Source organism: Anabaena sp. CA = ATCC 33047, from assembly GCF_963870205.1.
In the GTDB taxonomy this organism is placed as follows: domain Bacteria; phylum Cyanobacteriota; class Cyanobacteriia; order Cyanobacteriales; family Nostocaceae; genus Trichormus.
Genome location: NZ_CAWMSA010000036.1, coordinates 61,942 through 75,973, shown reverse-complemented (window position 1 = coordinate 75,973; position 14,032 = coordinate 61,942). Strand labels below are relative to the sequence as shown.

Annotated in this window: 12 protein-coding genes and 1 tRNA gene; 7 read left to right on the top strand and 6 right to left on the bottom strand. The window is 40.5% G+C overall.

Annotation, left to right across the window (positions count from 1 at the left end; genetic code table 11):
• Positions 1 to 79 precede the first annotated feature (79 nt).
• The 6 genes from AACS98_RS08800 to AACS98_RS08775 all read right to left on the bottom strand — a co-directional run bounded on the left by AACS98_RS08800 (position 80) and on the right by AACS98_RS08775 (position 5,016).
• Positions 80 to 295, bottom strand: coding sequence for a hypothetical protein (locus tag AACS98_RS08800; RefSeq protein WP_066378441.1), 216 nt, complete (start codon positions 293 to 295; stop codon positions 80 to 82).
• A 198-nt stretch (positions 296 to 493) separates the two neighbouring features.
• On the bottom strand, positions 494 to 1,285 hold the full coding sequence (locus AACS98_RS08795) for a Nif3-like dinuclear metal center hexameric protein (protein ID WP_066378439.1): 792 nt from the start codon (positions 1,283 to 1,285) through the stop codon (positions 494 to 496).
• Entirely contained in the window at positions 1,285 to 2,034 is a 750-nt protein-coding gene (locus tag AACS98_RS08790; RefSeq protein ID WP_066378437.1) for a hypothetical protein, read from the bottom strand. Before AACS98_RS08790 ends, AACS98_RS08795 begins: the two co-directional genes overlap by 1 nt.
• A 179-nt stretch (positions 2,035 to 2,213) precedes the next feature.
• Positions 2,214 to 2,627: a secondary thiamine-phosphate synthase enzyme YjbQ gene (locus AACS98_RS08785; protein WP_066378430.1), complete on the bottom strand. Its 414-nt coding sequence runs from the start codon at positions 2,625 to 2,627 to the stop codon at positions 2,214 to 2,216.
• A gap of 74 nt (positions 2,628 to 2,701) precedes the next feature.
• On the bottom strand, positions 2,702 to 3,790 hold the full coding sequence (locus AACS98_RS08780) for a glycosyl transferase (RefSeq protein ID WP_066378427.1): 1,089 nt from the start codon (positions 3,788 to 3,790) through the stop codon (positions 2,702 to 2,704).
• 50 nt (positions 3,791 to 3,840) lie between these two features.
• A complete protein-coding gene (locus AACS98_RS08775; protein WP_066378425.1) occupies positions 3,841 to 5,016 on the bottom strand; it encodes an aminotransferase class V-fold PLP-dependent enzyme in 1,176 nt (391 codons plus the stop codon).
• A 191-nt stretch (positions 5,017 to 5,207) separates the two neighbouring features.
• On the opposite strand from AACS98_RS08775, the gene AACS98_RS08770 reads away from it, so the two are divergent.
• The 7 genes from AACS98_RS08770 (at position 5,208) to AACS98_RS08740 (ending at position 14,013) form a co-directional block, all read left to right on the top strand.
• Entirely contained in the window at positions 5,208 to 6,713 is a 1,506-nt protein-coding gene (locus AACS98_RS08770) for a TM0106 family RecB-like putative nuclease (RefSeq protein WP_066378423.1), read from the top strand.
• 34 nt (positions 6,714 to 6,747) lie between these two features.
• A complete protein-coding gene (locus tag AACS98_RS08765) occupies positions 6,748 to 7,920 on the top strand; it encodes an esterase-like activity of phytase family protein (protein WP_066378421.1) in 1,173 nt (390 codons plus the stop codon).
• Positions 7,921 to 8,314: 394 nt separating this feature from the next.
• Positions 8,315 to 9,916 carry a serine/threonine protein kinase gene (locus tag AACS98_RS08760; protein ID WP_066378417.1) on the top strand — a complete coding sequence of 534 codons (1,602 nt, stop codon included), beginning with the start codon at positions 8,315 to 8,317 and terminating at the stop codon, positions 9,914 to 9,916.
• Positions 9,917 to 9,972: 56 nt separating this feature from the next.
• Positions 9,973 to 11,496 (top strand): serine/threonine protein kinase, encoded by a 1,524-nt coding sequence (locus AACS98_RS08755; RefSeq protein WP_066378659.1) that lies wholly within the window; start codon positions 9,973 to 9,975, stop codon positions 11,494 to 11,496.
• A 105-nt stretch (positions 11,497 to 11,601) separates the two neighbouring features.
• A tRNA-Asp gene (locus AACS98_RS08750) sits at positions 11,602 to 11,675 on the top strand.
• A gap of 168 nt (positions 11,676 to 11,843) precedes the next feature.
• The gene (gene gltX, locus AACS98_RS08745) at positions 11,844 to 13,283 is read left to right on the top strand and encodes a glutamate--tRNA ligase (protein ID WP_066378413.1); all 1,440 of its coding nucleotides are present in this window, start codon (positions 11,844 to 11,846) and stop codon (positions 13,281 to 13,283) included.
• 235 nt (positions 13,284 to 13,518) lie between these two features.
• The gene (locus AACS98_RS08740; RefSeq protein ID WP_197480199.1) at positions 13,519 to 14,013 is read left to right on the top strand and encodes a hypothetical protein; all 495 of its coding nucleotides are present in this window, start codon (positions 13,519 to 13,521) and stop codon (positions 14,011 to 14,013) included.
• The last annotated feature ends 19 nt before the right edge of the window (positions 14,014 to 14,032 follow it).

Genomic DNA, 14,032 nt, shown 5'->3' with positions numbered 1-14,032 from the left:
CAATAAAGCCCGAATAGTTTTGAGATGAGGATGGTTTGCTGAGTCAGTTTAACGATATCAATGCCAGAATGGGGCAGTATTAGCAAGTTTTGTAGGAGGTGAGAGACTCTAGAACCACTGGCGAAGATCCTTCTCGTTTAATTTTACCTGCCTGCACAGCTTCATATAAATCTGCCAAAGCTGCCAAATCTTCAGGCTGATAGCACTTATTAGCCAGCACTTGATGGAGTAAACCCTCAGATTCAACACTAAGATATCCAGTTTGGAAGGCAGATTCAATGAGTGCGCGAATCATCGTAGTTGGGGTAAAGTAAGCGGTTGATTACCTCCAGTTTGGAATATTTTCCATTCTTACTAATTGATATGGAACAGCCAGTATTGGTGATTTTAATGACAAATTTTTGTGATCCTGATCACATTTACTGACAATTGGGGATTGGGAAAGACCGAATATTCGTATTTTTCCTGAGTTGCTGCCGGGGTTTAGGCTGGCTTATCCTGGAAAAAACTGACGGAAGTCTTCATCTTTGCGGCTGAGTTGCACCCAATCTAAGTGTAAAGACTGAAATTTTTGTACTAAGCATTTACAGGCCGGGCGTTCAGTGGCATAGTGTCCAGCATCAATTAAAATTATATTGCGATCGCGGCTTTCTTGAAATTGGTGGAATTTACAGTCAGAAGTCAGATAAGCTTGCGCGCCTGTTTTCGCTACCGCCGAAATAAAACTCGCTCCCGAACCACCTAACACCGCGACTCTGGATATTGTCTGCTGTAAGTCCGCACTAGGGGAAAATATTAACTTTGGAGGTGCCAGGCGGTTGTGAATCACTGTCAGTAATTCCTCTAAAGTCAAGGATGGTTCTAATAACCCTACCCTGCCATAACCTAAACCGGCTTGAGTGGGTACGATGGGAGTCACATCCTTAAGTGCTAAAATTTGCGCTAAAACGTCTGCCGTACCGTCTGCAACTTGATCAAAATTCGTATGGGCGGAGTATACCCCAATATTGTGGGTAAAGGCTAACCGCGCCATTTCCGCAATTGGTTCACCAGTGCAGAGAGACTTGGGAGGACTAAAAATTAACGGATGATGGGCAAAGATGAGATTAGCATGACAGGCGATCGCTTCTTCCATTACCGCCAAAGTTGGGGTTAAACATACCAACACTCTCGCCGACTCTTGTAACACACCCGGCTCTATCTGCCAGCCACAATTATCCCAACTTTCGCACCAGCTTGGATTTGCCCACGCTTCAAACCAACTAATTAAATCAGCAATTTTCATTAATGTTTTTGCGGTTGAATGTTCAACTCTAATGCTAATTGCTCACGCATTTCCTGAAAAGGTTTGTTCCAACTGGGGTAAGCGTTCCAATCCCAAGCAGCCACAGGAATCAGTTCGGCTTGCGCTAAATAAGTTAATAAACGATATTCATCTTCTGGTTCGCGGGAGAATGCAAAAGGATTGCGAAAACCGTTATCACACAACTTATAATACTGGGACTGCCCAAGATGAATGCGTTGTATCAGTTCCTGCCCTTTCAGCAGTAGATAATCTAAAAACATTAAACTAAAAGGCTGGATGTTGCCGCGATTTTGTGGCTCTTTTTGTACCCACCTCGCCCAATCAAAACCATAAATAAAATCATGGACATAGCGAAATCTAATTGCATTATTAATACCAAATAACTCGGAAAGTATTACCATTTTTTTGCCAAAAATTTCTATAAAATCTACCGCCCCCTCTTCAGCTTCTAACGCCTGATTCAGCATACTAATTACCATAAAATCAAAATCCCAGAAGATATTTTCTGGGAAATTTATTACTTGGGAAATAACTATATTTTCTAATGTATTTTGCAGAGCATTAATTACTTGCTTATCTGTAACAATTTCTGGTATGATTTCCCCCATTTCTTCAAAGCTGGTCATGATTTTTTTATGGGGATTAAGAGTTAATAGATTAACAGAGTGTTGATTCAAAATTTCATCAATAAACTGGAAAGCATTATTGGGTACAATGTTTTGCTTCATTTTTATTGAAATAGCCTAAAAGCTGCAAATAAATTTAATTGTATCTCTAAGTTTGACATTTTTTAATCTAAAATAAACAAACTTAACTATTTGCGCTGAAAAATGACAAGCACAACAAGCTAAAGGTTTACTCTAAATTTGTAAACCTCCAGCAGTTATTTGAGATTTTGTTGACAAATCTAGCCGGAAATATGGACAACTAATTCTCTGGTATGACTACGCTGCCGATGTTCCCAAATATAAATTCCTTGCCAAGTTCCCAGCACTAAATGACCGCAATTTATGGGAATATGTTCAGAGGTGTGAGTCAGTGCTGTCCGTATATGTGCTGGCATATCGTCCGCACCTTCAGCATCATGAATGTATTGCCCTGATTCGGGTACAAGTTTCGCCATGAAGTTGGCTAAGTCAACCAGTACATCAGGATCGGCGTTTTCTTGAATGACTAAACTGGCGGAAGTGTGGCGTAAAAATAATGTACAAAGTCCTGTTTCTATTCCTGATTCGGCAACTATTGTCTCGATTTTTGAGGTGATGTTGTGAAAGGTTTTACCGTTTGTTGTGATTCTGAGCAGTTTTTGGTGGTGAGTCATGTTTGGTAAGGGGTAAGAGTTTTAAAACGCAGAGGTACGCTGAGGTAAGCGCAGAGGTACGCGGAGTTTTTTTGTTAGGTTTTTTGAGTGTGGAGATAATTGATGATGGTTTGTGCGATCGCTTGATTTCCATCTTTGGCAATTGGTTGTGTTTGCTTTGCTGGTTGCATTGGTTGATGGAGAAATTCCCAATTACCGTTAAACAATTCCTGTGGTGTCAAGATTTGATGAGTATTGTAATTCTTTAGCCCTTCTACTAGAAATGCTGCTTCGGCAAAATCATCACGGGTAATGGTGACAACTGGGATATCTAGTAGGGTGGCTTCGGCAAATGTTCCGTAACCAGGTTTAGATATGACTCTGCTACAGACAGGCATGAAATCTACAGGGCGGTATTTACGGTCATGAATTTTGATAAAATTGGCTAGGTCTGGGGCAGTCTGATCAAAAACTATAAATTGCCAGTCGCGGAAATGGCGGAGTTTTTCGTAGGGTATTTGTTGTAATCCTAAACCGCCAAAGGTGAGTAAGATTGTTTTGTCTTGTGGTGCGGTGATTCCCCAAATTGAACGGATTTCATCGGCACTGTAACGGGGAGTGCCACCAGTTAAGCCTACATCTATTATATGGGGGAAGGCTTGTAAAGGTTCGTGGAAAGGTAGACGAAACCAGCGATCGCTTTCTCGATAACATTCGCTAATCCAATCAGCAATCGGCACAAATTCGCCGCCCCAATCCCGGTAGACTAAATCCCAGCCAAAATTACTCATCATCCAACAAGGTATACCTGCTGCTTTCGCAAATACAGGCGCAAGAAATGGCACATCCGCTAATATCAACTGCACGCGATTTTGGCGAATAAAATTAACTTCGGAAGCTATTAAGGAATTTTGCTGTTTTTTGATATCTCGCAACTTTGTCAAAGTCGCTTCTTTATCCATCTTCAAGCTATCCGCTTGTACTACACCTAAATCAAAAGCGCGGGGACGATGGATAAAATCACCATCAATATAACATTCTAGTAACCACCTGGGCGCGGTAGTCACCATAATTAACAGCACTTCTGGACATAACTTTTGAATTGTTGCCGCTACTGATGCGGTGCGGGCAGCATGACCAAATCCGTGGTTTGTGATAGCTATGTATAAAATGGGGCGGTTCATCTTGGGGATTAATAACTAATGACTAATGACTAATAACTATTGACTATTGACTATTGAAATTTTTCTACTGCTGCCACCAACTTGTCAATTTCTGACTCTAAAGTTAAGTAGTGAACGGTGGCGCGAATGCAGTTTGGATCGGCAATGGTACGGGTTAAGATGTTTTGGGAATCTAAAAACTGCACTAACTTTAAAGGTTGCTGGTGAGTTAGTTGAAAAGAGACAATACCGCTTTCTGGGGGTGCGGTGCGGAGACATTTAACATGGGGTAATGTGGCTAACCTGCGCCAGAGATATTCACTGTTCTGGCGAATTTGGGCGTAACGTTCCTGGGGTGTTCCCCATTGTTGATGGGTGGCGATCGCCTCCCTCAAACCAAAGTACAATGGGTAAGCTGGGGTAGATACTTCATACCTTCTTGCATCCGGTTTCCAACTCACTGGTTGGGCTTGGCTATTGGTAATAATTCCGTACAAACCGATAAAAGTCGGTTGTAAACTTTCCTGAATCTCTGGACGCACATACAAACCCCCTACACCTTCAGGCCCGCATAACCACTTATGTCCTGTGAAAGCATAGAAATCTACGCCCAATTCTGTTAAGTTCAAAGGTAAAGCACCTACAGATTGGGCCGCATCTATGAGTAAGAAAGTGTGATTGTTTCTGCATACCTCCACAATTTTCTCTAGAGGTAGCACTTGTCCAGTGTTCCAAAAAACGTGACTCAGTACCACTAAGCGAGTATTTGGACGTAAATGTTCTGTAATTACTGCTACCGGGTCGCCCTCATTTAACGTAGCTTGCAGGGGACAGGTAGTCACTTCCACGCCAAACCTACGGCTAATTTCTTGGGTAGCCGCAATTACACCAGGGTGTTCGCAGTCAGACAGTAAAAGATGGTCGCCTGCTTGCCAGGATATCCCCCACAAGGCGATATTACAACCCACAGTGACATTATCAGTAAAAGCAATTGTATCAGGTGTGACATTCAACTCAGAGGCGATCGCTTCTCTCACAGTTTGCATTTGCGCGGTTAACCAACGCCCTGCCTCACTGCCAAAAGGGCCGATTTGCTGAATATGCGCTATTGTTTGGGTAATGGTGTCCATTGCGGCTTTTGGCATTGCCCCCTGTCCACCATAGTTAAAATAAGTCTTATTCCCTAAAGCTGGAAATTGTTCTCGATGCTGATGCAACCTAGCCTGTGCAGTGGAAATAGTAGTCATAAACAATTTAAAATTCAAAATAGTCCATTTTCTTAGTTTCCCATTCTCTGAGACTATTGAGGGAGCCGAAGCAGCAGGGGAGGCAGGGGAGGCAGGGAGCAGGAAGCGGAGGAGAGAAACTAATGACTAATGACTAATGACTAATAACTAATGACTAATGACTATTAACTAATGACTATTAACCAGATTGAATGTTAATTAATGCTGAACACCTTCTGCAATACCAACGCTGTAAACGCCGCCCTGTTTTAGATATTCACGGTGACAAAAGTCGGCGAGATGCGCCGAGTGAATTGTTGCTGAAACTGCAACAAGACAAAAACGCTTATCATCAAAGTATTGTGGCTCAGTACACATATCACCAACCCAATTATCCCAAAGGCAACTGGGAAGCAGGACAAGCCGCTACTGTAGAATTGATGCAGCGTGGAGTTGAGTATATCTATAAAGGAGTGCTGTTAGCTAAATACAGTCAGTTAGTAGATGCAGAACCGGATGTCAACTATACCCTCCTCAGTTGTCCCGATTTACTGGTTAAACAGCCAGGAGAATCTTGTTTTGGTGACTGGGTATATCAACCTGTCAATATAGAACTCGGTAAGCGTCCCAAACAAGAATACCAAGTTGCCACCGCTTTTCACGCCCAAGTTTTAGCCACAGTGCAGGGTGTTGCACCGCAAACCGCTTGGCTGATTCTGCGTAGTAAAAATCCCAACTATGCAGTAGATTTGTCTAAGTGGACTTTACAAATGCAAGCAATTTTGCAGGAGTTCATCGAGAGTTTACAGGTGACGACTGTACCAGAAATATTTATTTCCCGTCAGAAGTGTAATCTTTGTCTTTGGTATAGTCAATGTTATGCGATCGCTCAATCTCAGCAACATCTGTCACTGTTACCTGGAGTGACACCCATTCGTTACAGCCAACTACAAAGTCTTTCTATCACTACATTAGAATCTTTGGCTAATACCAGTTCCTCTATTTTAGAAAATCTCACAGGTTTTGATGCTCAAGTCGCAGCTAAATTAGTTCTACAAGCACAATCAGTTTTAGCAAAAACACCGATAATTTTACCTTTCCCACCGCCCAATGGGAATCTGACAAGTAACTCTCCTGTAGAACTCTACTTTGATATTGAAGCGCAGCCAGACTTAAATTTAGATTATCTTTTAGGGGTTTTGGTTGTGAATAAGCAAACCAATACCGAAGAATTTTATTCTTTTTTAGCAGAGAAGCCAGAAGAAGAAGAATTAATTTGGCAACAATTTTTAGATTTAGTTTGGCAATATCCCGAAGCCCCAATTTATCATTTTTGTGTTTACGAACTAGATACAGTCAAACGTCTAGCCAAGTTGTACCGTACTCCTCACACATTAGTACAACCCCTACTGAATCGGTTTATTGATATTTATGAATACTTAACCCAAACTGTAGCTTTACCAATAGAAAGTTACGCCCTCAAAGCTATTGCTAGGTGGTTAGGTTTTGAGTGGCGTGATCAAGAAGCTAGTGGTGCCAAGTGTATTTACTGGTATGAACAATGGTTAGAAACAGGCGATCGCAGTTTAATAGAAATCATCAGCCGCTACAATGAAGACGACTGTCGCGCCACCCGTCAAGTCAAAGACTGGCTAGAGAAGTTTTTAGCCTCAGCACCCCTAGACCTGTCTGCAATTAGGCGTGATATCTTGCTATAGATTGGGAAAATAATCTGATTTTTTTGCCTGACTCATGAAAAAGAAAATCTGGAAACAACCCAGAATAATTTATCTAGCGATCGCAATATTAATTATCAGCTTCTTTGTAGTTAATTTAGATAATAGTGCTGTTGAAATTAGTAACCTAGAGTTCATTGGACAAGCCACATTACCCAAAGGATTATCCTTCCAGAAAACAGAACTTGGCGGGTTATCTGGTATTACCTATGATGCCCAAAATGACCTTTATTACGCTATTTCCGATGATAGAGGTCAAAAAGCTCCCCCCCGTTTCTACAGCCTCAAAATCGATTTGAGTCAAGGTAACTTACAAGAAGGCGGAGTAATTCCAGTTGCTGTCACCACACTATTAAATGAGAATAATCAACCTTTCCCACCTAGCGAAACAGACACAGAAGGTATTGCTGTCACTAAAGCCGGAACAGTCTTTATTTCTTCAGAAGGCGATGTTGGTCGATTAAATCCACCTTTTATTAAAGAATTTGCCTTAGCTTCTGGTAAAGTCAATCGCACACTACCCATCCCCAACAAATTTTTACCTAATAAAAATGGTCAGCAAGGTATCCGTAATAATTTAGCTTTTGAAAGTCTCACAATTACACCTGATAATAAATATTTATTTACCGCCACAGAAAATGCTCTGATTCAAGATGGTTCAGCAGCTAAACCTAATCTTGGTAGTCCTTGCCGAATTTTACAATATAATCTGGTGAGTAATCAACCAGAAAAAGAGTTTCTTTACCCAACCGAACCAGTACCATCATATTTTAATCTTACAGGTAAATTTGCCAGTGGATTACCAGATTTACTCGCTTTAGATAATCAAGGTAACTTCTTAAGTATAGAAAGGTCTTTTACAGGTTTAGGGTTTGCTGTATCCTTATTTCAGGTTTCTTTAAAAGCAACCGACAATATTAAGAATATCAATAGTTTATTAGCAGTCGATACCCAAAAAATCAAACCAGTTCAGAAAAAACTTATCTTAGATTTAAGAACTATAAATGCACCACTAGACAACATAGAAGGACTAACTTTCGGCGCAAGGCTACCTGATGGTAAACGTGCATTAATCCTGATTAGTGATAATAATTTTAATGCTATACAACGCAACCAGATTCTAGCGTTTAAAGTCACAACGAAGTCAGCAATTACTAGGTTAGTAAATCGTTTCTTACCACTAGATTAAAATCTCTCATCCCCATTCTCAACGCAAAACTTCCTGTCTGGAAAATACTCTGGTGTTGGTAGTTGAAGATTTTTTTACCACCGACACCAGCAAAGAAAAACACAGTTGCTGGTGAAAGTCAGTCCTGAGCCACTATTTATTGGTACTTTTACCGTAAATATACTGAGGTTTTTTGTCCCAGCAATTTTGTCTATTTAGGGATTACGTGGATTTCCTCATAGCTTTTGCTTAAGCAATATGTTACATAGTATTTAGGCAATTTTCATGAAAAGCTGAAAATGCTTTACAGCAAGTTTCATATTGCATAATTAACTCTACACAATTTCTCAAACCTGAGAGTTAAAATTAATTTTAACAGATTTTAAAATTATATGATAGCGTCAAATTTCCAAATATGGTCAATTCAAAAACAGAACCAGATACTTATATTGGAAAATTTTTAAACAATCGCTATTTAATCATAGATTTGATTGGTAAAGGAGGCATGGGGCGAGTTTACTTAGCAGAAGATACCGCTAAAGGTAGGAGAAAAGTTGCATTAAAAATTCTCATGCTAAGTTTAGCAAATCAACATTTATCTCAACGCTTCGGTAGAGAAATTTTTATTGGTGCGCAATTGGGACGTAAAAGTAAAAATATTGTGCGAGTGCTGAGTTATGGACTAACAGAAGATAAAACTCCGTTTTATGTGATGGAGTACCTGAAAGGTAAGAACTTAAAGCAGATTATTAAGGTTAAACCATTAACAACCGAAAAATTTCTCGATATTTGTTATCAAATTTGTTTAGGTTTGGAATGCGCTCATCAAGGTATTAGCCTCAAAGGTGAGATTTATCCAATTGTGCATAGAGATATCAAGCCAGAGAATATATTTATTACCGAAGATGACAAACAAAATGAGATTGTCAAAATTCTTGACTTTGGGATTGCCAAATTTTTAACAGAACGCAGTGGGATGACACTGACAGATTCTTTTATTGGCAGTTTACCTTACTGTTCTCCAGAACACATGGAAGGACGCAAACTACTGGATGTCCGTTCTGATATTTATAGTTTGGGAGTTTTAATGTTTGAGATGTTAACTACAAAACATCCATTTCAAACCCCAACAAACTCTTTTGGTAGCTGGTATCAAGCTCATCGCTTTCAAACTCCACCGAAGTTTACAGAAGTCGATGCTCAACTAAAAATTCCCCAGGAATTACAACAATTAGTGATGAGTTGTTTAGCCAAAGAAGTAGGCGATCGCCCGCAAAATGTTCATCAAATATTACAAGTTTTAGCACAAGTTAAAACCCAAATAGCAAATAATGCTAATTATCATGATATTTGGGAAACTCAAACAACAGTCCAGTTAGTCCCTGTCACCGCCATATCAGAAAAAGAATGTTTACAAAAAACTTGGCCGAAAAATAAACCAGTAGGTTCTATAGGCTTTCCACATTTACTACATACAACCCAAGGTGTTGTTCCCACTTATTGGGCAATGTTACCCAAACAAGAAATTGCTTATTTTTTAAATCAATCTCATACTATAGAATTTATTAGTAAAATACCCGTCTACCCCATGATTTTGTGGGTGACAGTCCTATACGATGCTAAATCTTCTCTAATTCGTTGGCTCACTTGCTTTATAAATTTAACAGAAAACAGAGGGCAAAAACTAGCCACAATTTTAGCAGATATAGGATATTACCACATTTTATTATTTACCTTAGAAGAGCCTACTAATTGCGCTCATGTCCTCACATTAACACTCACAGCTAAACAGCGACAGCAACTCATAGATTGGTTAAAAATCAATAAAAATACAGAGGAATCAAAGACAGCAATTACATCTCAGGAAGCTAAAAAAATTCTCAAAGAAGAATATGATAAAATGAAACTAGAACTTATGCAAAAATTAGCAAATAACAATCAAATCGAAACCCTAGAATTTAAAAATTGCTTATCTAAGTTTTTTGAAAATTTTCGCCGATTTTTCCAACCTAACTAACGATATTTTATTTTGATTGCCAAAATTAAAATGTGGCGATATTAGAGGTCATCAAAGTGAACCAAAGTGCATTTGCATCTCCACAAAGTACCGGGTTAATCGCCAATCGTTATCAACTGCAACGATTAATTGGTAGCGGTGGTATGGGTGAAGTTTTTTTAGCAACTGATATTGTGCTGGGAGGAACACCAGTTGCTATCAAATTTCTCACCCAAACTGTATCTGATGCCAAAATCCGCAAAGATTTTGCGCGGGAAGCACTCATGAGTGCAGCCTTAAGTCAAAAGAGTTTACATATCGTCAGAGCCTACGATTATGGTGTGAGTGAAACAGGTAAACCGTTTTATGTGATGGAATATCTCAACGGTAAAAGTTTAAAAGAATTAATTCCCCTATCATTGCCCCAGTTTTTAAATTTGACACGCCAGATATGTTTAGGTTTACAGTGCGCTCACGAGGGGATTCAAATTGATGGGAAGGTTTACCCTTTAGTACATCGAGATATTAAACCAGCCAATATATTAGTTGTTCCCGATCCCATATTAGGGCAGTTAGTCAAAATTCTCGATTTTGGTATTGCTAAATTTGTCAATTATGCAGTTACAGTTAGTACCAACAAAGGATTTCACGGGACTTTACCCTACTGTTCACCAGAGCAACTAGAAGGAGAAAAATTAGATAGTCGCTCAGATATTTATAGCTTGGGTGTGATGATGTTTGAAATGCTCACTAAAGCTAAACCTTGGCAACCAGAAACCGATTTATTTGGCGCGTGGTATAAAGCACATCACTTTGAACCACCCAGAAAAATTACAGATGTCAATCCCCGACTAAAAACGCCGCCAAAACTCAACGATTTAATTATGGCTTGTCTGGAGAAAAAAGCCAGCGATCGCCCCCAAAGCGTGACAGAAATTCTCCAAGTTTTAGACAGTTTAGAACAGTCCAGATGTGCCAATTTGCCCTCAACTTTCACCGCTAAAACTGCCCCAAAAATTACCGTAGCTTCTCAGCTACTCCTAGCATTAGCAAAAAATTATCGAAAACTTACCTGGCCTGAAGACAAACCCAAACAAGAAATAGTCTTCCCTTATTTAATCAATACCCCCCAAGGAAGTGCAGCTACAATCTGGCTGATGCTACCAGCCACAGAAATACATAAGCGTTTAAATTCCCAAATACACAACCGATTTATTTTTGTCACATCGCCCCATCCCATGCTTTTATGGGTAACACTACTCTACAAACCAGAACTAGAACCTAAGTGGCTACCATGTTACCTAGATATGCAACATCCCCAAAATCGTCGGTTGGTGACATCCCTAACTAACAATCCCAGCTATCCGCTTATTTGCTTTACCCTAGAACCACCCCATTCCTGTATTCAAGTTCTCAGCAGCAACATTGATCCTAGCCAACGCCAAAAGCTAAAAATTTGGGTAGAACAAAGCCAGACACTACCATCAGTCAATCAACCCCAGTTGAGTAAAAATCTGCTCAAGCAGCAGTACAAGCAAATGCAATCCCAGATGCTTCAGCATTTGTCATCTCAGCGTCAAATGGAACAATTAGCCAAATGAGCAGGAAATTAACCGCAGCTCGGTGAAAAAAATTTTAGAAAAAATTTTCCCACAGAGGTTGACAACTCCTGTAGGGCGCGTCATAATAGAGTGGTTGGAAATCAAGGGACTGTAGTTCAATTGGTTAGAGCACCGCCCTGTCACGGCGGAAGTTGCGGGTTCGAGCCCCGTCAGTCCCGTTCAAAGAAATGAGTAACAAGTGCTGAGTCCTGAGTAAGATACGGATAGGACATAGGCAGTTGATTAATGCTGTACAGTCTGTTTACCTAGAATTCTATCAGGATTCAGGACTGAGAGCTTAAATATTAAGCTAAATTTATTCATGCTTTGCGAAAGAGAGAACTACTGTGACTGTTAGAGTCAGAATAGCACCCAGCCCAACGGGAAATTTACATATTGGCACAGCCAGGACGGCTGTTTTTAACTGGTTATTTGCTCGCCACCACGGCGGACAATTTATTTTGCGAATTGAAGACACAGACCTAGAGCGATCGCGCCCCGAATATACAGAAAATATCATGACCGGGTTGCGTTGGCTAGGACTCAACTGGGATGAAGGGCCATTTTTCCAATCCCAACGCTTAGATTTGTACCAAACAGCCGTACAAAAACTTTTAGCGCAAGGTTTAGCCTATCGCTGCTACACCACCCCCGAAGAATTAGAAGCGTTGCGCGAAACCCAAAAAGCCAAAGGTGAAGCACCCCGTTACGACAACCGTCACCGCCACCTCACCCCAGAACAAGAAGCGGAATTTCAAGCCCAAGGGCGTAGTTTCGTCATCCGCTTTAAAATCGACGACGACAGAGAAATCGTCTGGAATGACTTAGTACGGGGTAAAATGGTTTGGCGTGGTAGTGATTTGGGTGGTGATATGGTCATCGCTCGCGCCTCAGAATCAGGAATTGGTCAACCACTGTATAACTTTGTCGTGGTAATTGATGACATAGATATGCAAATTAGTCATGTCATCAGAGGAGAAGACCACATTGCCAATACAGCCAAGCAGATTCTACTATATGAAGCCTTTGGTGCAAAAATCCCAGAATTTGCTCACACACCCTTAATTTTAAATATGGATGGGCGCAAGCTCTCCAAACGGGATGGGGTGACATCCATCTCAGACTTTAAGCAAATGGGCTTTACGGCGGAAGCTTTAGATAACTACATGACCCTACTTGGTTGGTCGCCACTAGATTCTACACAAGAAATCTTTACTTTAGAAGCTGCCGCCAAAGACTTTAGTTTTGAGCGTGTCAATAAAGCCGGGGCAAAATTTGACTGGGCGAAACTTGATTGGTTAAACAGTCAGTATATCCATAATATGCCCATAGCTCAACTGACAGATTTAATTCTTCCTTATTGGCAGGAAGCGGGATATAAAATTGATGGTAGAGAACGTGCTTGGTTAGAGCAGTTAGTCAGTTTAATCGCTCCTAGTATGACTCGGTTAACAGATGCGGTGGCGATGAGTCAAATGTTTTTCACCGATACAGTCGAACTGAGTGCAGAGGGTAGCCAACAATTACAACAAGAAGGTTCTGGTGCTGTTCTCCAGGGAATTATCACCGCCTTAGAAAATCAACCCCAACTGACAGAGACTACGGCACAAGACATTATAAAACAAGTAGTAAAAGCCCAAAACGTCAAGAAAGGTTTAGTCATGCGATCGCTCAGAGCCGCACTGACTGGAGACGTACATGGCCCTGACTTGATCCAATCTTGGTTGCTGTTAAATCAAGTTGGTTTAGACAAAACCCGTTTAAATCAGGCGATAAGCAAAGCTTAAGCCGAGGGCGATCGCTACCCATTCAATTTTTAGCAAATTTTTAGATTGGGGGACACACATCTGTGTGTCTCTCTGCATAAGGAAAATCAGTCAAAGTTACAGCCAAGCACTGCTCATCTACTCATGGATATTTCCTGAGCAACAATCTAAAATTTATAGTCAAATTCTCTCATTTTTGGAACTTCATCTGTAAAATTAATGTCTTCTCAAATACTGAGAAGATGATATAAAAACAATGTTGAAAACAACGCTAAATAAAGGCATTAGATTATCTTTAATCATAGTTACCCTTGGCATTATATCGGCACTTCCTACTAGAAGTAACGCTCAAGAAACGCCACCGATATTTGGAGATATTACCATCAGTTCTAAATTTTCTCCAGACCCCCTGGTAGTCAGGGGTATGAGTGGCGGCTCAGTAGCAGGAAAGCAAGTTGCAGGCAGAATAGAAACACCCACTGGCCCCTGTACCGGGTTTGTGGATGAAACACCAGACCATACCCTCAAACTCACCAGTAAATTTGACTACCTAAAACTACAAGTGCAATCTCCACAAGACACCACCATCATAGTCAAAGGCCCTGGTGGTACTTGGTGTAACGACGACTTAGATAGCAAAAATCCCGGCATAGTTGGCGAATGGCTACCAGGAGAATACCAAGTTTGGATCGGTTCTTACAAAAAAGGTAAATATTTTCCTTATACGTTACAAGTGACAGAAGTCAAGTAGTTATTAGTCATTGGTCATT

Excerpts from the sequence above, each read along its gene's own strand:
- AACS98_RS08785 (WP_066378430.1), bottom strand. The coding sequence starts at position 2,627 with ATGACTCACCACCAAAAACTGCTCAGAATCACAACAAACGGTAAAACC.
- AACS98_RS08795 (WP_066378439.1), bottom strand. The coding sequence starts at position 1,285 with ATGAAAATTGCTGATTTAATTAGTTGGTTTGAAGCGTGGGCAAATCCA.
- AACS98_RS08800 (WP_066378441.1), bottom strand. The coding sequence starts at position 295 with ATGATTCGCGCACTCATTGAATCTGCCTTCCAAACTGGATATCTTAGT.
- AACS98_RS08765 (WP_066378421.1), top strand. The coding sequence starts at position 6,748 with ATGAAAAAGAAAATCTGGAAACAACCCAGAATAATTTATCTAGCGATC.
- AACS98_RS08775 (WP_066378425.1), bottom strand. The coding sequence starts at position 5,016 with ATGACTACTATTTCCACTGCACAGGCTAGGTTGCATCAGCATCGAGAA.
- AACS98_RS08740 (WP_197480199.1), top strand. The coding sequence starts at position 13,519 with ATGTTGAAAACAACGCTAAATAAAGGCATTAGATTATCTTTAATCATA.
- AACS98_RS08780 (WP_066378427.1), bottom strand. The coding sequence starts at position 3,790 with ATGAACCGCCCCATTTTATACATAGCTATCACAAACCACGGATTTGGT.
- AACS98_RS08770 (WP_066378423.1), top strand. The coding sequence starts at position 5,208 with ATGTTAATTAATGCTGAACACCTTCTGCAATACCAACGCTGTAAACGC.
- AACS98_RS08760 (WP_066378417.1), top strand. The coding sequence starts at position 8,315 with ATGGTCAATTCAAAAACAGAACCAGATACTTATATTGGAAAATTTTTA.
- AACS98_RS08790 (WP_066378437.1), bottom strand. The coding sequence starts at position 2,034 with ATGAAGCAAAACATTGTACCCAATAATGCTTTCCAGTTTATTGATGAA.